The organism is Aminobacter sp. MDW-2, assembly GCF_014250155.1.
Classification (GTDB): domain Bacteria; phylum Pseudomonadota; class Alphaproteobacteria; order Rhizobiales; family Rhizobiaceae; genus Aminobacter; species Aminobacter ciceronei.
This window is the reverse complement of sequence record NZ_CP060197.1, coordinates 1347707-1370237: the sequence shown is the minus strand read 5'-3', so window position 1 is coordinate 1370237 and position 22531 is coordinate 1347707. Positions and strand designations below refer to the sequence as shown.

The window sequence follows — 22531 nt, the reverse complement described above, 5'->3', positions numbered from 1 at the left end:
GAAAAGCTAGGGTCCGATTCCGACGTGTGGAAATCTTTCAGGCCGCGGCCAATCCGGATAGGTTTGGAAGACGATCGCGAGCTGTGTTTTCCTACATAGAGGTTCACCTAACTTCAGGGGCAAGTCCGGAAACCAACACGACCATTTCGCCTGTGGCGCAGCACTCTACCTGTGGTCATCGCGCTGATTGGCAAAACCGCCGGCGACGTCGTGCTGCTGCTAGCAGGCTTCTCTGATTGAGATCATTGAAGGCAAGCTGCTCCTGGTTTGTTTATCGGATCAACAACGGGGCCGCCGCATGATAGGGCCGCGAAGCTCCTCGTAGATCCGGATCAGCGTCAGCCGCTCCCGCTGCGGCTTGCCCGCATTCGCCGACAACAGGCGGTCCAGTTCCTCGCGCCAGGCGCCCATCCGGGGATAGGGATGGTGCTTGCGCTCGTAGCGGAACTCCGTCTCGCCCGAGCGCAGCACCTTGCGCACCACCTTCCGGGAGACCTTCAACTCCCCGGCAGATCGCCTTGATCGACTTCCCCTGCACCAGCGACAGCCGGCGTATCTTTGCAATCGTCTCCACCACCAACATCCAAAACACAAATGCCTCCGATCAAACCGGAGTCATCTTGATGACCCCACGTTAAGGGGTCCCGTTTTGGACGAAAATCACCCCTCAAACGGGGTCCTAATTCCACGAAAAATCACAGTAGGTCGTCGCTCGGCAGGAGGGGTCCGCCTCGCAGGCATTCTGGCACTGCATTTGCGACACCGAGCGTAACGTGGCGTAGTCGAAGCCGATGACGTCATGATTGTCGAGATAATTAAAGCTGCGTGTGAGGGGAGTCTCCGCAGGCGCCTGCTGTGATTGCGCTGGCTGCGTCGAGGCTACCTGCACGCTGCCATGACACAGAACCTGGACTACTGCTGGTGCGACACGCTCGGCCAGATCCGCGGTCGAAAGTAGCGACTGGCTCGCTTCCGCCGTCTGGTACGAGATATCTCTGCTTTGCAAGAAGAGCTCGAGAACATTCACCCGGAGGGCAAAGTTGACGTTCTGCGGAAGTATGCCGGTCTCGCCGACAAACTTTGAACCGAGTACTGCGGTGGCGACCCCGAGGATCGCACCCCTATGATCAACCACCGGCCCACCGGAATTGCCAGGTTGAAGAGGCGCTGAAATTTGCATGTACCGCGTGTCGTTGTCGATTCCGACCAGCGAGTTGATATTGCCTGTGGTCACCTTGATAGAATCGGAGAGCACGCCATGGAGTGGGAAGCCAAAGGCGGCGATATCCTCGCCCAAGCGGGGCTGTGAGGACTGCAACTGAAGGAATGGCTTGCCGATGCCGCCGGCCAGTTTCACTGCCGCAAGATCGTTCTGTTTGTCGATCTTCCATTCGGTCGCTTCGCCAAGCGAAGGGACGGTGGCACGCTGGCACCCTTCAAGCACATGGGCATTGGTGATGAGCCAGCCATCGCTGTTTATCAAGAACCCGGTGCCTGAACTCGTCACGTCCGATTGCGCTGTCGCTTGGGTCGCAAGTCCGCAAATCAAAGTTGCGGCAACAAACAGCCGCCCTACACAATTACCGAGTTCGCGCACGATATTCCCCCAAGCAGCCCAGGACACTATAACCAGACACTCGACTGGCTCAAGTCACTGGCGGGCCGGCCGCCAGCCAGCTTGCTGCGCTTCCACTTCTGAACAGAACCAGCGCTCGCCTTTTGAGGCAGTGACCTTTGTCTTCGCGTAAAATTTCTGGTCTGGCATGTGATAGATGCGATCGCCGTCGGCTGCGATGTTCCCCTTGATCCGACAGGACGACGACACCAGGCCATAGCGCGGCATTGTTGTGGCCGGCTCCTCTGGTACATGGACAATCGTGGGTTCAGCAGTCTCGCCTCGTTGTTGGGCGCGCCAATCCCATGGTGGTTGGAATGAACCAGACCAAATGCCAATCCGCTTGGCTTTGGCGGCGTCTTGATGGGATGCGTAGACTCCATTGCTGTAACGCGGCCAGTCAAGCGCGTGGCCGTTGCGTGCCAACCACTCGGCGATGTTCGTGCCATCAGCGCGGCGGCAATTGCCGACAAAGCGGCCATAGCGATCACCGATCGACAAACGCGCAACGGGTCGGGGAGGATCGTTCGAGATACTCTGCAAGGGCTGCGGCTGCGACCGAGCCACACCGATAGTTCGCGCCCTTTGCATCCTTACAGATTTGGGCTGATTCCGGTGCGTCGATGCCGTTGATGCGGACGCGTTCACCCCGGATTTCGATGGTGTCGCCATCGATAACCGATGCTCGGCCGATAAGCGGCTGCACTGGGATCTTGAGATGAGTAGGCGGCTTCTGATCAAATCCGAAATAACCTGTCACGGCCGACGCCAACATCAACAGGCTCACCATAGCTGTCGATCGGGCACGGGGCAGGTTCCACCGCGGTCGCTTCGGAGCGGCCACCATTCGGAGTGGTGTTCGAGGTGACGAGAAGTGCAGCGACCGCTTCATATCCAACGCCTGTTTCCTGGAAAAACTACCCTTTGGTCTTTGCAATCTGGTGCAGACGGATCGCCGCATTTTAGCGACCCTCCCCTTTTCTCGGGCTTAGAGCCTGCGGTCTCATGTTCGGGGTTGCTTGGGCTGACTGGTGTGTTCGCCACTGGCAACGTCGGAAATTCTCACGACATCAAGCCGTTACCAGCTATCGCTCTGAGACAAAGCCAAACCCCTCAGGTCCGAACTTCGGCAAGAAATCCTTCTTGCAGAACCGCTTGTCACCACCACTTAGGATGCCATTGGCGATCACCAGATATGGCTCGACCTTGGCGGTGAACGCCTTCTGGTCGACGTCGTGCGCCTGCAGGTAATCGACCATGGAGCCCGCATTGAAGTCGTAGCCGCAGATCTCGGCGCCCCTGATCGCAAGTGCAGCGTTGAACAGGACCTCATTGTCTAGAGATGCGACCGGCTGAGAGGCTGCGGCCGGCACCTCTGCCGCCTCTTTGACCGCCTTGCTTATCTCGTCGACCGATTTCTGTGCGCAAAGGGCAAGCCCGGCATCGATGACCGCGTCGATGAGCTTGATATGTGTCCCACGTTCGAGTTCTTCAACCGGTGCCACCTTGTCATTTGCCAACACGATGCCGTCGCCAGCCTTGTGGCGAACAAACTGCCGGGCCTTGCCATTAGCGGCAATGAAGCGCTCGCCGATGGTGAAGAAGACCGCGTTGTTGCCGTCGGCGAAGCAGATCACTTTGGTCGAGGGCTCCTTGATCGTCCAGGCACCTGCCGGGACATCCTGTTTGACCAGGACCTTGGTTCTCGGTTCGCGATAGCTCACCCGTTTGCCCAACGCCTTGTTGATGTGGGTCAGGCGGACAATTTCAGGGGCGGATGGGGTAGGAGGCGTAGTTGTGGTTGTTGCGGCAACGACATCGGTGGTTGCCAATGGCGAAGGCCCGGCATTTTCCGGTGGCCGACCTGCTGATTGAGGTTCTGGTGCAATTGTAGAGCCGCCTTGGTCCCGAGGGGCAGGCGCCCAGCCCAAGGCGATTGCAATGACAAACGGCCCGATCAACATGCCAGGCAGTCCCAGGAAGAATGCCTGGGTTCGCGATCGAAACGGCGGCACTGGCCTGAACAGGCTCGCCAAGACAAATATCAGTCCGAAGAGCCAGACGACGACGAGCAATGCCGTCAGGTCGTTGGAAGCACCCATGATTCGTTCTCCAATGGCGTCCGGGCCTCTGGCCGGATCGTAGGCTTCATTGGAGTGGACATTGGCGTACTATCGATACGATTTACAAGGCAATTCCGCAGGTTAGCTCGGTTCTAACTCTGATTGCCCGCATTCATGATACGGCTCATGGAGCTCAAACAGGCACTCGGACGACGGATCAAGACCCTACGCGAGCTGCGTGGGCTGACGCAAAACGACTTCGCGGCCGAACTCGACCGCAGTGTCGATGCGGTCTCGATGATCGAGAGAGGGCTCAACTGGCCATCAATCGCCACCGTGGAAAGGATGGCTGCTGCGCTCAACGTGTCGACGACAGAGCTGTTCAACGATCTCGGGACGACAGGCCCGACCAATGGCCAGGATCTGGTGGTTGTGGCTCGAGAGCTGCTGGCGAAGCTGGGGCAGCCAGAGCTCGAGGTGGCCGTTGCGACACTTGAAGCGTTGGCTCGCAAATCAGCGGCAGCATCTGCCGTTCACCCGTGAAGGGATTGAAGTCCGTGCTCACCAGCCCTTGTCAGCGCCGATTGATAACGTCGCGCCTTTCGCGAACCCGCTGACCCGTCACCGGATCGAATTTCGGCATACGATTGCCGAGTGCCTGCATGTAACGCAGGAATTGCTCCATGCTATCAACCTGATCGTCGTGTCGCGAACCTGGGAAGGCCAACACCTCTTTCAGGAATTCGTCGCGCCACAAGGCAACTTCCGGGATGAGCACCCTGCCTTGCTCAATAAGCGAGGACACACCTGCGACACGGCTAACCTTGTCGCTGCGGGGGGTGCTCTTGGGGAGATACGCGTCCCGGTAGACTAGGGGTAGCTCCTTGAGGAGCGCGAACCCTGTTCCAGCGCGCTCGATCAGGATGATGCCGGGTCGAAACTCTCGCGCCAGTCGTAGGGCCTCTTTGCGCAGATCGGGATACTCAAGCTTCTTGCGACACACGTCGAGCAGATAAAGTTGCTTACCCTTGACGCCCCAGGTGGTGCAAACGGAGAAGTCGTTTTGCTCCTCAGCGTTCGAAGCGGTGTCCCAGCTTTGGACGACCAGATCGAACTCTTCTCGTTTTGGCGGCATGCTGTAGCTCCTGAGCCAGTCACGTCGGATCAGATTGCCGGTCAGCGGGATCGGCTCCTGCTGATATTGTGCCGAAAACTGATGTGTACCGATGTCTTGTCTTAAGGCATCGAGATGGTCCTGGCCTTCTCGGTCTTGCTGGATCAGTTCGCCGGCCCGGCGGTGATAAGTACGGTTGTTGAGGCCATTGCCGGTACGGTAGATGGTATCGACAGTGGCAATCGCGGGGATATTCAGGATGGTCCAGCCATGGTCGTCACGCTCTGTCAGGTGACCCACCAGATCGTTTTCGTGGAGGCGTTGCATGACGATGACGATCGCGCCGTCCTTCTTGCTATCGAGGCGCGACACCACGGAATTGTGATACCAGGTGTTGACCGCAGTACGCTCGGCGTCTGACATCACCGAGCCCGCCTTGATCGGATCGTCGATGATGATGATGTCGCCACCTCGCCCAGTAAGGGTGCCATCGACCGATGTGGCGTAACGAAATCCACCTGACGTGGTCTTTTGCTCGATCTCGGTGTTCTTGGTCTTGCTCAGCCGGGTCTTTGGAAAAAGACTGGCGTAGAGTGGGAGCTCCAGAACACGCCTGAACTCATTCGAAAGGTTCTTCGTCAGATCCTGCGAGTAGGAGATGGATATCACCTTGCGCGCCGGATCTCGGCCCAGGACCCAAGCAGGGAAGGCAATCGACGCGGCGAACGACTTAAGGTGTCGTGGTGGAAGTGTGATGATGAGCCGCTTTAACGCACCACGCTCAACTTCCTCGAGATGCCAGGCGATCGCGTCGATATGCCAATTGGGCTGATAGCCGCCGCCGTTGAGTTCGCCGAAGACACTACCCACAAAGGCGCTAAGTGACCTTCGCCGCAGCTCTGCGAGAAACTGCGACGGGTTGTCTAGGGCGATGAGAATTGGCTGAGCCCCACTCATCGAGCTAGTCCTTCCGCTTTCTGCTTTGAGGACCGATCGACATATCCAGTGCAGTGTCACCGAGAAGATGCCGGAGCTGGGCTTGGTCAGCGGGTGAAAGAGCTTGTTCATGCACGGGATTGTTTTCAGGCTCGGCATCCTCGCCTGCGATCACGATCAACGCCTTTACTGTGTTGAGGTCACCCTTGATGGCTTTCACCATCAACGACTTGATCAGGGCCTCTCGCTTGGTGATCCTGCGGGTTCCATCGCCGTCACGGATCTCAATCAACTGCCTCAGCTCTCGCTGAAGGATGGTCTTGAGCGACAGGCTTTCTTTCGGCCGACCTTTCGGGTTGCCGCTTTTTCCCGGTTTGAACCGCGTCGCCTTTGGCGGTTTGCCATAGCCGACATCATAAGGCTCGCTGGCGCCATTGCCGCCGCGCACGGAATGCGGTGGCGCAAGCGGCCTGTTGGACGGAGCCTTACCAGAAGGACTGGGAGCTGCAGCCAGCGGTGGCGGCCGACGTCGCCGTGGCGCTGCTGCTTCATGAAATGGACGGACAGGACTGTCAGTGCGATCGCTTCGCGAGGCTCCGCTCATACCGCACCTCCCAGTACCTTGCTGGCAACAACGTCCGGCTCCATGAGCCAGGTCGGAACACGCCGGCGCCGCGGTACGGGAGGGTTGGATTGCCCCAAGCCAACTTGCAGTGCAGAGGCCGGCATGACCAAAGAACCGTCGTTGAGAGAGCAAGTATCTAAGGTGTCGGTGCCGTCTGTCTGGCCAGAACCGCGACGCATCTCGCTCATCGCATGGAAGCCAAGGCCTGTCTCAGCGTGAAACGCCTCGATGCCGAACCGCTCTTCAAAGCGCCGTAGAGCGACATCGACATAAAGCGGATCGAGTTCGACACAGCGCGCAACGCGACCAGTTTTTTCTGCGGCGATCAGCATGGTGCCGGAGCCACAAAAGCCGTCGATGACAATGTCTCCGCGTCGGCTGGCATCCTTGATGATGTCAGCGATCAGTCCGACCGGCTTGACCGTCGGATGATCCGCGAGTCGTCTGTTTCGCTCTCGGCCGAAGCTGTTGAACCCGGGTATATCCCAGACATTTGTTCGATTGCGGCCATGACGGCCAAGTTCGATGTTGTTGAGGTGGGAAGCGCCGGGCTTTTTGAACACGGCGCAAAGTTCATGGGCGGAGCGATACAGGCTTCCCATGCCGCCCTTCATCTTGTTCCATACAGCGAGGTTGAGCAACTCGTAATCAAGCCCGCGTCCGGCCGCGAGCAGGGTCTCGATGTGCTTCCAGTCCATGAAGGAATAGATCAGGCCGCCAGGCACGAGGTGCCCAGCCATTGCCGACAAACTCGATGTGAGGAACTGCTCGAACTGCTCAGTCGACATCTCGCCCGAGGCCTCAGTGAACTCGCGATACCTGGTCCCGCCCAACCCCATGATGCTGGCGATCCCGACATTGTAGGGCGGATCGATAGCAACAAGCCGTGCTGTCTCCCCGCGCATCAAGGTGGCATAGGTTGCCTGTAGCTTGGCGTCGCCGCAGATCAGGCGGTGCTGCCCGACTTGCCAGACATCGCCGAGCCGAGACACCGCGACATCAGCGGCAACAACATCCATCTGATCGGCCGGGTCGCTGCCACCCCCGGCATCAAGCACAACATCGAGTTCGCCGGTCGAAAAGCCGGTCAGCTCAAGCTCGAAGCTGGTGTCGAGCACCAGGATGTCTTGGAATTCCAGACGTAGCGTGTTCTCGTCCCAGGCAACGCCTTCGGCGAGCTTGTTGTCGGCAATGCGATAAGCCCTGATCTGAGCCTGAGTCAGATGGTCAATCCGGATGACTGGCAGTTCCGAGTATCCGAGCCGCCGCGCCGCTTCGAGCCGGGCCAGGCCCGTGATCACCGTAAGGTCTGCGTCGACGATGATCGCCCCGATAAAACCGAACTGTCCGATGGATCGGGCAACCGCTTCAACATGGCGCTCAGTTATTTTTCGCAAAGCTCGCTTGGGCTCGATCAACCGGTCGATCGCAATCATCTCGACCTCGGGATGATTGGATCTGGCCCGAGCATCGTCAAAGCTACCTGCACCTTGTTTGTTTGACACTACAAAGATCTCCTCGTTCCGCCGGAGAGATCCGGCGAGATCAGCAAGATTGAAATTTTCGAAAGGCCTGCCCGTCCGCACTACAGGTTGGGCCATCCCTCGGCGGGACAGCTAAATGTTGCTGATTCGGATCTTAAAAAATAGGTATGGGTGCAAGTAATTTTTCACACACCTCACAACCTCTCGCGCCGCGACAAGGAATTGGTGATGTGGTGTACGTTTATCATAATAACTATACGTATAAACTCAAAACTACATAACATACATTGCAAAATATACAGATACGATCGCGCGAATTGCCTCACGCTGGCCCTTGCTCCTTCGAGTGTATCGCTGAACAGCCAACCGGCCAGTGGCAAAAACCCCGATGTCGCGCTCCAGAAGGTTGTTGTCCATCGGCATCCTGCCGTCCTCGGTGTGGCGCGTCAGATAATCCCATTGGTTTCGGGTATAGGAGGCTGTGTCGCCGAGCTGTCAGGCAAGACCTTGGGGCGATTTCGTCGAGCCATACCTTGAGGGTGTTCCGGACGGGTACGCTGTTTGCTGGCGGAAGCGGCGAATGCAGTCGGCCTGCTCGCTTGCAAGTATAGCCATCACTCGTCAATATGCTGCGGTATTCACCGAGGAAGGCCTGCTGGGTGTATCTGGCCGCGGCCAGGCTGACAGTAGAGCAGCACGATCGGCTGTTCACTGTCCTCGCCGCTCCGGTAGGCCCATATATACGATGTGTCGGTGGCCGCCCTGTTCCTTCCTTTAGGACTTGAACCGTCGTCTCGTCGCCATGGATGAGAGGCTGTGACCTGAGCCGCAGTTTCAGTACATCATAGATGCGATGCAGGTGCTTCTCGCTCGAACCGATCACCACCCAATGCCCCAGAGCGCCTCGGCTGACAGGAACGCCGGCGCGCTCAAAGGCTTGTGCTACGCGATAGAGTGGCGTGCCGTCGACGTATTTGTGAACAAGAGCGAAAGCCAGGGTTGAGGCCGTGGCGATGCTGCCCGGCAAGGGCTGCGTCGGCATCGGCGCGGTCACGACCGGCGTGTTGATACCGGAGCGGTCACAATTGCGGCAAGCGTATTTGAAGCGCGCATTCTGCAGACCTTTGCCTTCTCCTCAATATGAAGTTGCTTGGTAACGGCCTCGCCCATGCGATGCATCTGGCCACGGTTTTGGCGCCCGGCGAAGCTCGGGCTTGAGCATGGCCGTGTCTAGCCTGTCGGTTTTCGCCCGTCGTTGTTCACGGTTCACGGCGACGCTGGTCGAATGGATGACATGAGCGTCTGTGCCTCGCGTCCGCAGCCACCGGGCCAGCGAGAAGCCGTCTCGACCAGCATCGAAGGCCGGTGCGACCCGGTCTATCGGCATCCCCGCAGCCTCCGCCTCCGATCGCCAACGCGTGATCAAACCGAGCAATGCATTGGGATCGGGATCGAGTTTCTTGGAGGGGGTGTCGCTGAACGCCGGGAAGCATTCCGGCCACAAGCCAGCTATTCTGACTCATTTCTATCACGACGAGCACAGTGCGAGCTTGATCCAATACAGTGATTGATCGGCTGAGATCCTCGACTTTGGACATGATAGTCTATCCTTCGGGTTGATCGTACGACGATGGTGCGACCTCGCCGTGTTCCCCCATAGCTTCTCAGGCCGCAGAGCACTCAAGAGCAAAACGTGCGCAGAAATTCGCGCTCTTACATCTGGCGAACAGCCCGCTCCGATCCTCGATCGCATCGGCGACAAGTGGACGGTGCTGGTTGTCCGCCTGCTGGTTATTGGCCCGCTGCGGTTCAATGCGCTGAACAAGTCGATCGGAGGTCTGTCAGCCAAAGTCCTGTCGCGGGCTCTCAGGGACCTTGAGCGCGATGGGCTGGTAACCCGGACGGCATTTCCGACAGTCCCGGTTACCGTCGAATACGACCTTACCCCGCTTGGCCGAACGCTTACCCGGACGCTCGGGGCGCTTTCACATTGGGCGGAAGAAAACATTGAGGCCGTTCACACCTCGCAACGGCAGTATACCGACAAATCAAGCCGAAGATGAGCATACGCCAAGCGCATGTGCTTGATCATTTGGCTTCGCTTTTCAGTGCAGCGGCCAAGAAGGCTGCGCCCAATTGCGCGCCTTCGGTGGTGATGGTGTGGCCAACGCCTGGAAGAATGTGACTGTTGGCATCGAGGCCCAGTTCGCGCAGGGCTGCCATTGCCTCGATTGAGGCGCCAGCTGGTATCACCGGGTCCGCCGCACCATGCACCGCCAAAACCCGTGGCGATCCGGTTTGCATGAAAGGTCGCGGCGACGCGAGACGGCCCGAATAGGCGACAACCGCACCAACCGGCCAACGCCCGGAAACAATGGCATCCAGCGCCATGATGGAGCCTTGCGAAAACCCGACGAGGACAACCCGATCGAGGTGGTTCAGGAGGCCATGCTGTTCGATGGTGCCGCGCAAGGTATCGTCGAACGCGGGCCTTGCCGCAGCAATGCGTTGCGGCCGGTTCGCCTCGGTCACAGCGGAGATGCTGAACCATTGCCGATCGGCGCCACCCGCGTCAAAGGCGAACGGGCCATCTGGTGCGGCGAACGCAGCCGTGGGTAGCGATGGCTGCCACGCTTGGGCGAGCGGCATGAGATCGGCCCCGCGACTGCCAACGCCGTGCAAGAAGACAACAAGGCTTTTGGCGTGGGAATTGTTCATTGGAGAATTGCCTGTGCTTACTAGCGGTCAACCATTGGTTAAAGGCCGAGATCGCTGAGATCGGGACCGTCGGGCACGATGCCGTTCGGGTTGAGCGACCTGATCGAATAATAGCCCTTCTTGATATGGTCGATATTGACCGTATCAAGAACCCCCGGAATGGCGAGAATGCGCTTCAGATACGCCGACAGGTTGGGATATTCAGCAAGGCGCCTGAGGTTGCATTTGAACAAGCCGTGATAGGCGGCATCGAAGCGCACCAGCGTGACAAACAGCCGGATATCTGCCTCGCTCAACCGGTCGCCGAGCAGGAAAGGAGTTCTGGCCAGGCGCGCCTCAAGCTCGTCCAGCATAGCAAAGACACCACGGTAGGCCTCGTCATAAGCGAGTTGGGTCGTGGCGAAGCCGGCGCGGTAGACGCCGTTGTTCAGCGTCGGATAGATCTCCTCATTGAGCGCGTCGATGTCGGCGCGTAAGGCCTGCGGATAGAGGTCGACGCTTTCGTCAGCAAGCGCCCCGAAGCCTGAATTGAACATACGCACGATTTCGGCGGACTCATTGCTGACGATGGTCCTGCGCTTCTTGTCCCACAGAACCGGAACGGTCGCGCGGCCGGTGAAATCGTCGTCGGCCCGACTGTAAAGTTCATGCAGATAGGTCGCGCTATTGAGTTCGTCCCGGTTGGCGCCTGGATAGTCGCCGAAGCGCCAGCCTTGATCGGTCAGAGCCGGCTCGACCACAGAGACCGACACGATGTCTTCGAGCTTCTTCAGCTTGCGGGCAATGAGCGTTCGCGACGCCCAAGGGCAGATCAGCGCGACATAGAGGTGATAGCGGCCGGCCTCAGCATTAAAGCCGGCTTCGCCGGTCGGTCCGGCCCTGCCGTCAGGCGTGATCCAGCTGCGGAAACTGGAAATCTGGCGAACGAAGCCGCCTTTTTCGTCCTTGGCCTGGACTGGTTGCCAGTCTTCGGTCCACTTTCCGTTTACAAGCATGCTACGTCTCCGTCGCCAAAGAAGGTGGCCCGGGCGCGGCCGGATGTGGACCGCGTCCGGGCGGAATCAGCCACGCACCTTTTGCAGGGCGTAGGCGCCGTTCCCGAGCAGCGCCAGCGAGGCAAGCGCGACAGCCCAGAATGCTGGAAACTCCCAGCCACCATTGGGGTTGCTGAAAAAGAACCCGGCGGCGCCATGTGGGGCGTAGATCGAGCCGAGCAGGATCGGGATCAGCGCGATAGACACCCAGCGGGTCCAGACGCCCGCAATCAAAGCGATGCCACCGAGCAGTTCTGCAGCGATGACCAGATAGGCCAGCGGTCCGGGAAAACCGAGGCTTTCGAAGAAACCGGCGGTTCCTGCTGGTGTGAAGATGAAGATCTTGAGGCCTCCGTGGGCGAGGAAGAGGATGCCCATGCTGACGCGCAGCAGTAGGCCAGCGAGATTGGCGTTGTTTGTATCGTTCATGCTCGTTACTCCTGATGGTTGCTTTTTTGGAACGTTAGGCGGTTGCGGTCTGCCAGGTGGGGGCAATATCGGTGCCGAAACCACGCATGTAACCCAACACGATGTTGAGGCCGGCGACCGGCTCCAGATAGCGCGCCATACGCAGTCCGCCGACCTGGACGGGAACGAAGCCGGACTTGGCAACGATTGCCTCGACCGTGTCGATCGCACCCTGGTCGTCGCCGGCAATGAAGACGGTGGCGGGCTTGTCGCCAACCTTGCCGCCCGCCTGCAGCACCGAGGCGAAGATCGTATTGAACGCCTTGACCACGTTGGCCCTGGGCGCGAGCTTCTGGATGTCCTCGCCAGCGCTGGTGGAATGGCCGATGGTCAGCCCGGCGTAGTCGGGGGTCAGCGGGTTGGTGATGTCGATGACAATCTTGCCTTCCAGACCGCCTGCCGCGGCAATCGCCTCGCCAGCTGCGTCGAATGGCACCGCGAGAACGACGATATCAGCATTGTTGGCCGCCGAAGCGATGTCCGTGCCCGAGACAGTGCCGCCCAGTTCACGGGCCGCTTCGCTGGCACCGGCGGCATCCCGTGAACCTAGCGTGACGGAATAGCCGGCCTTGGAAAATACACCGGCAAGGCCCTTGGCCATGTTGCCGGTTCCGATAATCGCAATGGTCATGATTGTGTCTCCTTGAGCAACGCGCTTGATCAGCGCCGATGGCGAGGAGATAGCGCGTTTCCACTGAAGATATTATCCGAGGAAAGGGAAGCTATTTGCTTCCAAAATGGAATTAATCGGCTACCAGCCTTTGTCCCAATCTGGGCCGCTGCGGTAGTGGGCTACCAGGAAGTCCACGAGCAACCGGACCTTGATGGCGAGATGCCGGCCGGGCGGATAGAGGGCATAAATGCCAAGCGGCTTTGGTTCGAATCCACGAAGTAGGGGAACCAGTCGTCCCGCGCGAAATCGGGGGCCGGCGATGAAGCTCGGAGCGCGCGCCACACCGAGACCCGCCTCGGCGGCCGTCAGCGCAACATCGGCATTGGAAAAGCGCAGCCGACCGGCGACTTCGATGAGCGTGTCACTGCCGTCCGGCTCTCGAAACGCCCAGATACCAGGTTCACGGAAATTGGTGTCGATAATGCAATTGTGCGACTTCAGGCCGATTGGCGTGCGCGGCACTTCATGTTCTTGCACATAGGCCTCGGACGCGCACACCACGATGCGCGCTTCACAGAGATGCCGAGCAATCAGGCTGGAATCAGCAGGGCTGCCGATGCGGATTGCGGCGTCGAAACCCTCGTCGACCAAGCTGACGACCCGGTCCGAAAAACTGACGTCGAGTTCGATCTGCGGGAACTGTCGGGCGAACTCCACAAGAACCGAAGCCAGTTGGGCAGCGCCGAAGGAGACGGGCGCAGTCATTCGCAAGCGCCCCTTCGGTGTGCCGGAAACGTTGCGTACCGCCTCCTCGAGCGCGTCGAAATCGGCAAGCAGAACCCTCACGCGTTCGAAGTAGGCCTGCCCCGCTTCTGTTGCCGCCAGTGCGCGGGTGGTACGGTTGAGCAGCCGAACGCCAAGTTCCCCCTCCAATCGCGAAATCAGCTTCGAGGCCTGTCCGGCACTGGTTCGCAACCGTTCGGCGGCCCTTGCAAAGCTGCCCGCCTCCATCACGGCAACAAACATCCTGTCACATTCAAGCCGATCCATGCGAAACCAGTAGCGGCAGATGGCTTACAGTCCAAGGGGGCAGGTCATTTAGGACAATTGCTTCTAATCGATCCGGACCACTTGCTGCGAAAATATCGCGGTATTCGGCTCCAGCCTGCCATACCGCACCTATCGGTCCGAATTGTCATTTCAACCAGAATTCTGGGCCGTCTTGCCTGTCATTCTGGATAACGGTATTTGGTTCATGGAGTTCTCGACAAAAGCGATGGCGCCGTGATGGTTGCCATGTCTGGGTCGCAGGCACTGACCACTTAACGCCTCCCCGCGTATTGATCGCTAGCGGCGACAGCGCTGCTGTCGGACACTGCGGACGAGCAAGTCGGGCGCCAAAAGTGCTGCAGTGATCACAGGCAGCGTGGGATGATTATCGGCTCAGTTCGATTTGATCTGCTCGAACCAGAGCATCGGCAAGTCAAGTCCGTGAGCTACATCGGCCGAGGCGATATCGATCATTGTCTCAAAGATCTCGGTGACGATCGTTGGATCAAAAAAGGCAAGGCGCAGAAGCTGGGAACGTAGCGCTCGTCGAGATTTTCCTGATCTGCGATCTCGCGCGCCGACTTTGCAATGGCCAGTTAGCAGGTCAGCGTATCATGTCGCGCCGCGGGTAATTGCCTTGATGGGTCTTGTTGGCGGCAGTTGGCCCAGCATTTCCTGATGCCGTGATGAGGTGCGGATGTTAACCTCGACCGCTGTCATGTCGCTGTTGCGCCTGCAATGCTGTCCAGCGTCAGCTCTATCGTGATGCGGTCGCCACCGATCGTCACCGAACTGATCAGCGATTGAATTGCATTCCCGCTGGTCGTTTGAACCGGTCACCTGCAGCTGGGCAGTCATGGAGACGCGACATTGATCCGCGCTGCGCAGGGGCGTGATCGTCCAGCCAGTTTTGGTCATTTAGCTTGTGAAATGGCCCTTTAGTTGCGGGCAGCTGTCAATCGGGTTCGCGCTGCCATTGCCGGGGTCATGGTCCTTTGCGAAGTCGATGCTTCATGATGATCGGGTCGGGCGCCTCGGCGTGTGCAACGACGTTCGCCCGCGAACGGATCGGATGCATATCTGCTACGCCATCTTTCCGCTGCCCCACTCAAAGCTGGTGCCGTCAACCCAGAGGCAGTGGAGCAGAACGAGAGTTTTGCTGCACTTGGGTCGGATCGTGCCATGGTTGCGCTATGGGTAATAGGGAGCTCACCGGACACTTTGCATAGTCCGTGATGCGGGATAGCTCCTCCATTAAGATCTGTTATTCGAACATTAGGTGAATAAATTTTGGAAATGCCATTGTCAGAACTAAGCTGTGCTGGATCAGATCCTATTCAAGGAGGAGCAGCCCGATGACCGACGACATGTTGCATGTGATGAAGTGGCACAATGGCGAGAAGGAGTTTTCGCCATTCTCCGATGCCGAAATGGCCCGTCGCCAGAACGATGTGCGCGGCTGGATGGCAAAGAACAACGTCGACGCGGCGTTGTTCACGTCTTACCACTGCATCAACTACTATTCCGGATGGTTATACTGCTACTTTGGTCGCAAGTACGGCATGGTCATTGACCACAACAATGCTACCACCATTTCGGCCGGTATCGATGGCGGCCAGCCGTGGCGCCGTAGCTTCGGCGACAACATCACCTATACCGACTGGCGCCGTGACAATTTCTACAGCGCCGTACGCCAGCTGACGCCGGGCGCCAAGCGCGTTGGTATCGAGTTCGACCATATTTCGCTCGATTTCCGTCGCACGCTTGAAGAAGCGCTGCCCGGCGTCGAGTTCGTCGATGTCAGCCAGCCCTCGATGTGGATGCGCACCGTCAAGTCGCTCGAAGAGCAGACGCTGATCCGCGAAGGCGCCCGCGTCTGCGACGTCGGCGGCGCGGCTTGTGCTGCAGCAATTAAGGCTGGCGTGGCCGAGCATGAAGTCGCCATCGCCACCACCAATGCGATGGTTCGCGAAATCGCCAACTCGTTCCCGTTTGTCGAACTGATGGACACCTGGACCTGGTTCCAGTCGGGCATTAACACCGACGGCGCCCACAACCCGGTGACCAACCGCAAGGTGCAGTCCGGCGATATCCTATCGCTCAACACCTTCCCGATGATCTTCGGCTATTACACTGCACTTGAGCGCACCTTGTTTTGCGATCATGTCGACGATGCAAGCCTCGACATCTGGGAAAAGAACGTCGCGGTTCACCGTCGCGGTCTCGAGCTGATCCAGCCGGGCGCGCGCTGCAAGGACATCGCCATCGAGCTCAACGAAATGTACCGCGAGTGGGACCTGCTCAAGTACCGTTCGTTCGGCTACGGCCACTCGTTCGGCGTGCTCTGCCATTATTATGGCCGCGAGGCCGGCGTGGAACTGCGCGAGGACATCGAGACGGTTCTGGAGCCCGGCATGGTGGTGTCGATGGAGCCGATGGTCATGCTTCCCGAGGGCATGCCGGGTGCCGGCGGCTACCGCGAGCACGACATTCTGATCGTCAAGGAAGACGGCGCCGAAAACATCACCGGCTTCCCCTTCGGTCCCGAGCACAACATCATCAGGAACTGAGGGCGGTGTTCTACATCCCCCACGATTGCCCCCGGGAAGCGGTGGACCGGCATTGCCGGTCCACCGCGACCGCGTTGCATCCGGCTGCGCTGCTGGCCAGGGATATCGCCCGCTGGGTAAAGCGTCTGGGCGCGCGCATGACTGCCCGTGTCCCCGAAGAGACGGTGTCTCGGCCGGCATCCGTCGCGGCTTGCGAGCGCGGCGGACTGACCCCGCCGAGCCGGCCTTTTTGATCCCGTCCTTGGCAACAAAAAAAGCCGCGGTCGATGCCGCGGCTTTTATTGTGCCTGGAGGTGGAAAGTTCAGCGCGGGAATTCCCTCTCCAGAGCCTGAACGATGCCGTCGGCACAGACCTGTAGTAGCAGCTCACCTTTATCCGCTGTCGCATCCTTGGGCGAGGAGAGCGTGCCGCTGGCGGGCGTCCATTCCGGTTTTGGCGGGTAAACGTCGTAGGGCGGGAAGGTTGCCGGCGCATGGTCGACCGCGCGCTCAAGGCTGACCTGGTGGGGGTAGAGCGCCAGCATCAGGGAGGTTTCGAGCACCCCGCCATGTTCCAGATCCCAGCCAGCGAAGCCGTCGGGATAGAGCCGGCCGATCGTCGCCTTGTCGACGAAGTCCCAATAAGACAGGACGACGATCTTCATGTCGTCGATGCCGGCCCATTTGAGCTCACGCAGTGCAAGGTCGATGCCCTCGATGATGAACCACGAATTCTCGAAATGGCCGTTGACCAGGCAGATGCGGCGAACGCCGTGGCGGGCGAATTCCCTGATGACGTCGCGAAGAGCTGCGACCAGGGTTGCGCCGTCAAGGCTGGTGGTGCCCGGCAGATGATTGCCGCCGCCGGACTTCTGATGCGACTTGTAGCCATAGGTGAAGGGCGGCGCGACCAGCGCGTCGATGCGGCTGGCGACGCGCCGAGCGAACTCGACCGGCAAGAGCACGTCGACATTCATCGGCATGTGGTGGCCGTGCTGCTCCATCGAGCCGATCGGCAACAGGATTGCCGTGGTGCCACCGCGAACACGGGCGTCATAGTCGGGCCAGGAAAGCTCGGCGGCGAAGACAGATTGTTGAGGCATGGTCATCTCCCATTTTGGCTGATGGGGCAAAGATTTGAGCCCAACCTTGTGATATGAGAAATTTATAATCTTCATCCTCGCATGAGGAAACGAAATCCATGCGCAACATCATAAACTTCCAGACCGACCTGCTCCGCACCTTCGTCTCGGTCATCGATCTAGGCGCCTACACCAAGGCCGGCGACATGCTGGGGCGTACCCAGCCGGCGATCTCGCTGCAGATGCGCCGGCTCGAGGAACTGGTCGGCGCACCGCTCATCAAGCAGACGGGCCGTTCGCTGACGCTCACCGGTGAAGGTGAGATGCTGTTGAGCTACGCGCGCGAAATCCTGCGGCTCAACGACGAGGCGGCGTCCTATTTCAATCGCGCCAAGATAGCAGGGGTGCTGCGCGTCGGCCTGCCGAACGACTATGCGGTGGCGTTCCTACAAGGGGTGATCACTGAATACACGCGTCAGCATACTGAAATTTCGCTCGAGATCTATTGCGGCTGGAGCGCTGAAATCCTCGATCGGCTGCGGGCGGACGAACTCGATCTGGCCATTGCGATGGTCAACACTGATCGCGCGCAATACCTGTCGCGGTCATGGATCGAGCGGCCGATCTGGACGGCGGCGAACGAGGTCACGTTCGATCCGGCGGCAGGCATCCCGCTTGCTGCTCATCCGGAAGGGTGCGCGTACCGGGCGCGGATGATCCAGGCGCTAGATGCGGCGCAGATGCGCTGGCGCGTCGCTTATACCGGGCCGGGTATCTCTGGCCTGCAGAATGCCGTGATCAACGGTCTGGGTGTAAGCGCACTGACGCGCTACACTTTGTTGCCGGGGATGCGTGTACTCGGCGAGGACGACGGGTTCCCGCCGCTGGCCGAAATCCGGGTTGGCCTGTTCTACAAGCATCCGCGCCTGTCGGACGCCGGCATCCGGCTGGTCAACCACATCATCGCCCGGCTGGATGAGGCTGGCGTCTCCGGCGACCCCGTCAGGCGTCATGTGGAGCTTGATCGTCAATAAGCAATGCAAATGGCTCAATTATAAGAATTAATTTTCCAAATGCACTTGCGCTTCCTAACCTTGCGGCAACAACAACCAAAAGGGGAATGCGATGACCATCAAGGACGCATTGTCGGGGCCCCGTACCCGGCGCGAGATTCTGAAGGGTGCAAGCGTATTGGGCGGCGGAATCCTGGCGATGCCGTATCTCAGCCGGCTGGCCTTCGCCGCTCCTGTTGAGCTTACCATGCTTGCCTGGTACGGCCATGCCGAACCGGATGTCGTTGCCGAATTCGAGGCGGAAAACAACGTCAAGTTCAAGCCGAAATACTATACCGGCGGCGACAACATGCTGGGCCTGATCGCCCAGTCGCCTCCCGGCACCTTCGACGTCATCCTTTCCGATGCCGAATATGTCCAGCAGCTCAATTCCGCCGGCTATATCGAGCAGCTCGATCCCAAGGACTACGCCTTCGACGACTATTTTCCCGAGTTCCAGAAGTTCGCCGGCCACTGGCAGGACGACAAGCTGTACTCGGTTCTCACCCGCTTCGGTTTTCTCGGCGTTGCCTACAACACCGAAGCCGTCACCGAAAAGGAGGCTTCGACCTACAACGTCTATTGGGCCGAAAAGCTGAAGGGCAAGGTCGGCCATTTCGACTGGCATCTGCCCAATCTCGGACAAATCAGCCTGCTCGAAGGCAATGCCTCGCCCTACGACATCGGCGAGGAGGAATGGGGCAAGCTGCAAGAGAAGATGAAGACGCTGCGCCCGCAGATCGGCGGCTTCTTCGACTACGGCGGCACATTCTCATCGTTGCAGAACGGCCAGATGCTGGCCATGGCGGGCATCGGCGACTGGATCACCGGGACGCTGGAGAAGAACGGCGCCAATGTACGCACCGTGATTCCGGAGGAGGGCGGCCTGCAGTGGACTGAGTCCTTCTGTATCGGCAAGGGCTCGACAAAGGCCGACCTCGCGAAGAAGTGGATCCAGTACATCACCTCGGCCAAGGGGCAGGTGAAATCTGCCAATATGGCGGCCTATCCCGCGCTTATTCCCAGCCAGAAGGGCTGGGAGCTTCTGGCCAAGGAAACGCCCGAGGAAGCCAAGCGTCAGGGCATGTTGCTCAATGAAAGCAACGTCATGGACATGATCCGCAATGGCCGGATCAAGTACCGGCAGCTGCCGGTGCAGCAGAGCCTCGAGGACTGGAACGACTTCTGGTCCGAATACAAGGGCTCGTAAGATCGGCGGACCTCGCGTTCGGAGTTTCTGGTAATGTTCGTTGGGCGGGCCGCTGCGCTCGCCCATTCATTCCGGCAATCCTGCAGGGCGGTTGGCCGTGCAGTCGTGTCTTCAGGTTGGAATCGCCGCGATGCGGAAATCAATCACACTTTACGGACTGACATTCTCTCTGCCGATGCTGATCTGGCAGGCGCTGTTCTTCCTCGCGCCGCTGTTGTTCCTGATCGCCCTCAGCTTCTGGACGGTCAAGAATTTCCGCATGGAACCGGATTTCGACACCGTCAACTGGGTCAGAATGCTCGGTCGCGGTGTCTTCTGGGACGCCTATCTGCGCACCTTCGCCCTTGCCACCGCCGCTGCCGTAATCACCAGCGCGCTGGCTTTCCCCTGCGCCTACGCCATCGCATTCAAGCTCACCGAAACCGCGCGCCGCTGGGCCATCTTCCTGATGGTCATCCCCTTCTTCACCAGCTATCTGGTGCGCGTCTATTCCTGGCAGATATTCCTCTCCGACAACGGCATCATCAACGCACTGTTCGCTAAGGTCGGGCTCGGACCGTTCGGCATGCTTAACTCGGTGTTCGGCACGATGGTCGGCTATCTGACGTTGAGCTTTCCGCTTGTCGTTTTGCTGCAGCTGTTCAGTCTGATCTTCGTCGACAAAAACCTGATCGAGGCCGCGCACAACCTGCGCTGCGGCCGGTTGCGCACGGTCTTCGCGGTGATCGTGCCGGCCGCCAAGGTCGGCCTGGTGATCGCGGCGCTGTTTTGCTTCATCCTGACCTTCGGTGATTTCGTCAGTCCGCTCTATCTCGGCGGAGGCGACCCGCCGACACTGTCTATCCTGATCACCGACACCACCAAGTCGGGCCAGCAATGGCCGCGCGCGGCGGTGATCGCGCTGACCATGATCGCAACGCTGCTCGCGGTCGCGTTCGCCGCGGTGGGCTACGCCTACAAGGAGCGCGGACGATGAACGACTTCAATCGCAACTGGCTGATCGACTGGGCGCTGAAACTCTACATCCTGCTGGCCTTCGCCTTTATCTTCGCGCCAATCGCCGCGAGCTTCGTCTTCTCGTTCAATGTCGACCGGTTCCCCTCGCTTCCGCTCGGCGGCTTCTCGACGATCTGGTACGAGACGGTCGCCGCCGACCCGCTGGTCTGGGAAGGCCTGCGCAACACGATGGTCGCCGGTGTGATCGTATCGGTGCTGGCGACAGTGATCGGCTTTGGTGCTGCTTATACCGACTTCCGCTACAAGTTCTTCGGCAAGACCCTCTATGTCGCGCTGGCCCTTCTGCCACCCACGATCCCAGTCGTCATCCTCGGCCTGGCGATGCTCGCCTTCTTGTCCAACATCAACCTCTCGGGCGCCATCCATTCTGTCATCATCGCCCATGTGGTCTTGTGCGCGCCCTTCGCCATGGCGATTGTTCGGTTGCGCCTGTCACAGATGGACCCTTCACTCGAAGCCGCGGCTTGGAATCTCGGTGCGAGTGAATGGAAGGCGATGCGTCATGTCATCATCCCGTTCTGCAAGCCGGCAATCTTCGCGGCCCTGTTCCTGACTATGGCAGTCTCGTTCGATGAATTTGCAGTGGCCTGGTTCGTCTCTGGACTGAATGAAACCTTGCCAGTCAAGGTGCTGGGCTTCCTGCAAGGTCAGGTCAGCCCGCGTATCAACGTCATCGGCACCTTCGTCTTCATCGTTTCGATGACGTTGGTGGTGCTCGCCCAGATCCTTCTCATGAAACGAAGCGGTCCGCCCAAAGCGTCCGCGGAAATAGCCGGAGTACCGCTATCATGACCGACAAGGCTCTCGTCGTCTTCGACGGCGTCGTCAAACGCTTCGGCAGTTTCGTCGCTGTCGAAAAGATGAACTTCGAAATCCGCAAGGGCGAGTTCCTTGCCATCATGGGTTCCAGTGGCTGCGGCAAGACGACGACGCTGCGCATGCTGGCTGGACTGGACGCCCCGACTGAAGGCGAGATCCGCCTTGGCGGCAAGCGCATCAACGACCTGCCGACCTGGCAGCGCGACACGCCGATGGTGTGGCAGAGCCTGGCGCTGTTTCCGTTCCTTACCGTGCGCGAAAATGTCGAGTTCTCCCTGCGCATGCGTGGGGTGGAAAAGGCCGAGCGGCGCAAACGCGTCGACAAATGGCTGGAGCGCATGCAGATCACCGAGTTCGCCGATCGCAACGTTGCCCATCTGTCCGGCGGCCAGCGCCAACGCGTGGCCCTGGCGCGCTCGTTGGTGACGGAACCGGACATCCTCCTTCTCGACGAGCCGCTATCGGCGCTGGACGCTCATCTCAAAGTGCGGATGCAGACGGTGCTTTCGAACCTTCAGCGCGAACTCGGCATCACCTTCGTCTATGTCACGCACAGCCAGTCTGAGGCATTCTCCATGGCTGACCGCGTCGTCATCATGAGCCGTGGACGGATCGAGCAGATCGGCAATCCGCAGGAGATTTACCGCGCGCCGCGAACCAAGTTCGTCGCTGAATTCCTTGGCTCGTCGAACATTTTTGCCGGCAAGGTCTCGAACGTGAACGGCAAGGCGTTGAAGATCGCGACGCCGGTGGGCGAGTTCGATGTCGCCCCGAACCCAGCCAAAGCCCTCTCCAAGGGCGACAAGGCGACCTTTGTGGTGTCGGGCGACCGGATACAGTTGAGCAACCAGCCCCCGGCTGACGGCTACGACGGGTTGCAGGCGCAGGTGGTCGGCGAGGAGTTTGTTGGCGCAACCGCCGTCATCCATCTGGAGGGCGCCGACCGTATCGAGATCAAGGCGCAGAAGAGCCACGACGAGCTCGAACATATCAACCTTGAGCCTGGCGCCAAACTCTGGGTGTCGTGGCGTCCGGAAGCGACGCACATTTTGCCCGGAGAATAAGTGCCGTTGATCGTGCCG

At 59.3% G+C, this 22531-nt stretch carries 22 protein-coding genes and 2 pseudogenes; 8 read left to right on the top strand and 16 right to left on the bottom strand.

All coding sequences use genetic code 11. From position 1 onward, the window contains the following. Positions 1-309: 309 nt before the first annotated feature. From H5P29_RS06635 to H5P29_RS06620, 5 genes and pseudogenes are all read right to left on the bottom strand, one after another. Positions 310-583: pseudogene (locus tag H5P29_RS06635) on the bottom strand (IS21 family transposase); the annotation flags it as partial. A gap of 96 nt (positions 584-679) precedes the next feature. Continuing rightward, on the bottom strand, positions 680-1597 hold the full coding sequence (locus H5P29_RS06630; RefSeq protein ID WP_185910269.1) for a trypsin-like peptidase domain-containing protein: 918 nt from the start codon (positions 1595-1597) through the stop codon (positions 680-682). Between the two features lie 54 nt (positions 1598-1651). Further along, entirely contained in the window at positions 1652-2116 is a 465-nt protein-coding gene (locus H5P29_RS32455; protein WP_246787024.1) for a thermonuclease family protein, read from the bottom strand. Continuing rightward, complete coding sequence (locus H5P29_RS32450; protein ID WP_246787023.1) at positions 2103-2405, bottom strand: thermonuclease family protein; 303 nt, start codon at positions 2403-2405, stop codon at positions 2103-2105. Before H5P29_RS32450 ends, H5P29_RS32455 begins: the two co-directional genes overlap by 14 nt. A 295-nt stretch (positions 2406-2700) precedes the next feature. Next, positions 2701-3717 carry a hypothetical protein gene (locus tag H5P29_RS06620; protein WP_185910268.1) on the bottom strand — a complete coding sequence of 339 codons (1017 nt, stop codon included), beginning with the start codon at positions 3715-3717 and terminating at the stop codon, positions 2701-2703. Between the two features lie 147 nt (positions 3718-3864). Between H5P29_RS06620 and H5P29_RS06615 the strand changes: the two genes are divergently transcribed. Beyond that, a complete protein-coding gene (locus tag H5P29_RS06615) occupies positions 3865-4221 on the top strand; it encodes a helix-turn-helix domain-containing protein (RefSeq protein ID WP_182576197.1) in 357 nt (118 codons plus the stop codon). A 31-nt stretch (positions 4222-4252) separates the two neighbouring features. Here the strand turns inward: H5P29_RS06615 and terL are convergent, their stop codons facing one another. From terL to H5P29_RS32905, 5 genes and pseudogenes are all read right to left on the bottom strand, one after another. Then, positions 4253-5749, bottom strand: a complete 1497-nt coding sequence (terL, locus tag H5P29_RS06610; protein WP_185910267.1) for a phage terminase large subunit — start codon at positions 5747-5749, stop codon at positions 4253-4255. 4 nt (positions 5750-5753) lie between these two features. Then, the gene (locus tag H5P29_RS06605) at positions 5754-6176 is read right to left on the bottom strand and encodes a DUF5681 domain-containing protein (protein ID WP_185910266.1); all 423 of its coding nucleotides are present in this window, start codon (positions 6174-6176) and stop codon (positions 5754-5756) included. 152 nt (positions 6177-6328) lie between these two features. Next, complete coding sequence (locus tag H5P29_RS06600) at positions 6329-7858, bottom strand: DNA methyltransferase (protein ID WP_185910265.1); 1530 nt, start codon at positions 7856-7858, stop codon at positions 6329-6331. 252 nt (positions 7859-8110) lie between these two features. Continuing rightward, positions 8111-8287: a hypothetical protein gene (locus H5P29_RS32910; protein ID WP_371818651.1), complete on the bottom strand. Its 177-nt coding sequence runs from the start codon at positions 8285-8287 to the stop codon at positions 8111-8113. Between the two features lie 214 nt (positions 8288-8501). Further along, positions 8502-8879, bottom strand: a pseudogene (locus H5P29_RS32905) (transposase); the annotation flags it as partial. Positions 8880-9540: 661 nt separating this feature from the next. Here H5P29_RS32905 and H5P29_RS06590 point away from each other — a divergent pair. Further along, the gene (locus tag H5P29_RS06590) at positions 9541-9900 is read left to right on the top strand and encodes a helix-turn-helix domain-containing protein (protein ID WP_182576205.1); all 360 of its coding nucleotides are present in this window, start codon (positions 9541-9543) and stop codon (positions 9898-9900) included. Between the two features lie 25 nt (positions 9901-9925). Here the strand turns inward: H5P29_RS06590 and H5P29_RS06585 are convergent, their stop codons facing one another. The 5 genes from H5P29_RS06585 to H5P29_RS06565 all read right to left on the bottom strand — a co-directional run bounded on the left by H5P29_RS06585 (position 9926) and on the right by H5P29_RS06565 (position 13696). Continuing rightward, positions 9926-10555: an alpha/beta hydrolase gene (locus H5P29_RS06585; RefSeq protein WP_154387511.1), complete on the bottom strand. Its 630-nt coding sequence runs from the start codon at positions 10553-10555 to the stop codon at positions 9926-9928. A 38-nt stretch (positions 10556-10593) separates the two neighbouring features. Further along, positions 10594-11550, bottom strand: a complete 957-nt coding sequence (locus H5P29_RS06580; RefSeq protein WP_154387510.1) for a glutathione S-transferase family protein — start codon at positions 11548-11550, stop codon at positions 10594-10596. A 66-nt stretch (positions 11551-11616) separates the two neighbouring features. Further along, positions 11617-12018 (bottom strand): DoxX family protein, encoded by a 402-nt coding sequence (locus tag H5P29_RS06575; protein ID WP_154387509.1) that lies wholly within the window; start codon positions 12016-12018, stop codon positions 11617-11619. 34 nt (positions 12019-12052) lie between these two features. After that, the gene (locus tag H5P29_RS06570; protein WP_154387508.1) at positions 12053-12688 is read right to left on the bottom strand and encodes an NADPH-dependent F420 reductase; all 636 of its coding nucleotides are present in this window, start codon (positions 12686-12688) and stop codon (positions 12053-12055) included. A 120-nt stretch (positions 12689-12808) separates the two neighbouring features. Then, positions 12809-13696, bottom strand: coding sequence for a LysR family transcriptional regulator (locus H5P29_RS06565; protein ID WP_246341094.1), 888 nt, complete (start codon positions 13694-13696; stop codon positions 12809-12811). Positions 13697-15075: 1379 nt separating this feature from the next. Here H5P29_RS06565 and H5P29_RS06560 point away from each other — a divergent pair. After that, positions 15076-16290 carry a M24 family metallopeptidase gene (locus H5P29_RS06560; protein ID WP_154387506.1) on the top strand — a complete coding sequence of 405 codons (1215 nt, stop codon included), beginning with the start codon at positions 15076-15078 and terminating at the stop codon, positions 16288-16290. A 302-nt stretch (positions 16291-16592) separates the two neighbouring features. On the opposite strand, the gene H5P29_RS06555 is transcribed toward H5P29_RS06560, so the two are convergent. Then, the gene (locus tag H5P29_RS06555; RefSeq protein ID WP_154387505.1) at positions 16593-17372 is read right to left on the bottom strand and encodes a creatininase; all 780 of its coding nucleotides are present in this window, start codon (positions 17370-17372) and stop codon (positions 16593-16595) included. 98 nt (positions 17373-17470) lie between these two features. Here H5P29_RS06555 and H5P29_RS06550 point away from each other — a divergent pair, with 98 nt between their 5' ends. The 5 genes from H5P29_RS06550 (at position 17471) to H5P29_RS06530 (ending at position 22513) form a co-directional block, all read left to right on the top strand. After that, positions 17471-18385, top strand: a complete 915-nt coding sequence (locus tag H5P29_RS06550) for a LysR substrate-binding domain-containing protein (protein WP_154387504.1) — start codon at positions 17471-17473, stop codon at positions 18383-18385. Positions 18386-18476: 91 nt separating this feature from the next. Further along, on the top strand, positions 18477-19613 hold the full coding sequence (locus H5P29_RS06545) for a spermidine/putrescine ABC transporter substrate-binding protein (RefSeq protein ID WP_154387503.1): 1137 nt from the start codon (positions 18477-18479) through the stop codon (positions 19611-19613). Positions 19614-19743: 130 nt separating this feature from the next. Further along, positions 19744-20589 carry an ABC transporter permease gene (locus tag H5P29_RS06540; protein WP_154387628.1) on the top strand — a complete coding sequence of 282 codons (846 nt, stop codon included), beginning with the start codon at positions 19744-19746 and terminating at the stop codon, positions 20587-20589. After that, complete coding sequence (locus H5P29_RS06535; protein ID WP_154387629.1) at positions 20586-21422, top strand: ABC transporter permease; 837 nt, start codon at positions 20586-20588, stop codon at positions 21420-21422. The genes H5P29_RS06540 and H5P29_RS06535 overlap by 4 nt, the downstream gene beginning before the upstream one ends. Next, positions 21419-22513 carry an ABC transporter ATP-binding protein gene (locus tag H5P29_RS06530; RefSeq protein WP_154387630.1) on the top strand — a complete coding sequence of 365 codons (1095 nt, stop codon included), beginning with the start codon at positions 21419-21421 and terminating at the stop codon, positions 22511-22513. Before H5P29_RS06535 ends, H5P29_RS06530 begins: the two co-directional genes overlap by 4 nt. Positions 22514-22531: the final 18 nt, after the last annotated feature.

Coding starts and splice junctions, on each gene's coding strand:
- H5P29_RS32450 (WP_246787023.1), bottom strand. CDS start 2,405: ATGGTGAGCCTGTTGATGTTGGCGTCGGCCGTGACAGGTTATTTCGGA.
- H5P29_RS06620 (WP_185910268.1), bottom strand. CDS start 3,717: ATGGGTGCTTCCAACGACCTGACGGCATTGCTCGTCGTCGTCTGGCTC.
- H5P29_RS06615 (WP_182576197.1), top strand. CDS start 3,865: ATGGAGCTCAAACAGGCACTCGGACGACGGATCAAGACCCTACGCGAG.
- terL (WP_185910267.1), bottom strand. CDS start 5,749: ATGAGTGGGGCTCAGCCAATTCTCATCGCCCTAGACAACCCGTCGCAG.
- H5P29_RS06585 (WP_154387511.1), bottom strand. CDS start 10,555: ATGAACAATTCCCACGCCAAAAGCCTTGTTGTCTTCTTGCACGGCGTT.
- H5P29_RS06580 (WP_154387510.1), bottom strand. CDS start 11,550: ATGCTTGTAAACGGAAAGTGGACCGAAGACTGGCAACCAGTCCAGGCC.
- H5P29_RS06575 (WP_154387509.1), bottom strand. CDS start 12,018: ATGAACGATACAAACAACGCCAATCTCGCTGGCCTACTGCTGCGCGTC.
- H5P29_RS06570 (WP_154387508.1), bottom strand. CDS start 12,688: ATGACCATTGCGATTATCGGAACCGGCAACATGGCCAAGGGCCTTGCC.
- H5P29_RS06565 (WP_246341094.1), bottom strand. CDS start 13,696: ATGTTTGTTGCCGTGATGGAGGCGGGCAGCTTTGCAAGGGCCGCCGAA.
- H5P29_RS06560 (WP_154387506.1), top strand. CDS start 15,076: ATGACCGACGACATGTTGCATGTGATGAAGTGGCACAATGGCGAGAAG.
- H5P29_RS06555 (WP_154387505.1), bottom strand. CDS start 17,372: ATGCCTCAACAATCTGTCTTCGCCGCCGAGCTTTCCTGGCCCGACTAT.
- H5P29_RS06550 (WP_154387504.1), top strand. CDS start 17,471: ATGCGCAACATCATAAACTTCCAGACCGACCTGCTCCGCACCTTCGTC.
- H5P29_RS06545 (WP_154387503.1), top strand. CDS start 18,477: ATGACCATCAAGGACGCATTGTCGGGGCCCCGTACCCGGCGCGAGATT.
- H5P29_RS06540 (WP_154387628.1), top strand. CDS start 19,744: ATGCGGAAATCAATCACACTTTACGGACTGACATTCTCTCTGCCGATG.
- H5P29_RS06535 (WP_154387629.1), top strand. CDS start 20,586: ATGAACGACTTCAATCGCAACTGGCTGATCGACTGGGCGCTGAAACTC.
- H5P29_RS06530 (WP_154387630.1), top strand. CDS start 21,419: ATGACCGACAAGGCTCTCGTCGTCTTCGACGGCGTCGTCAAACGCTTC.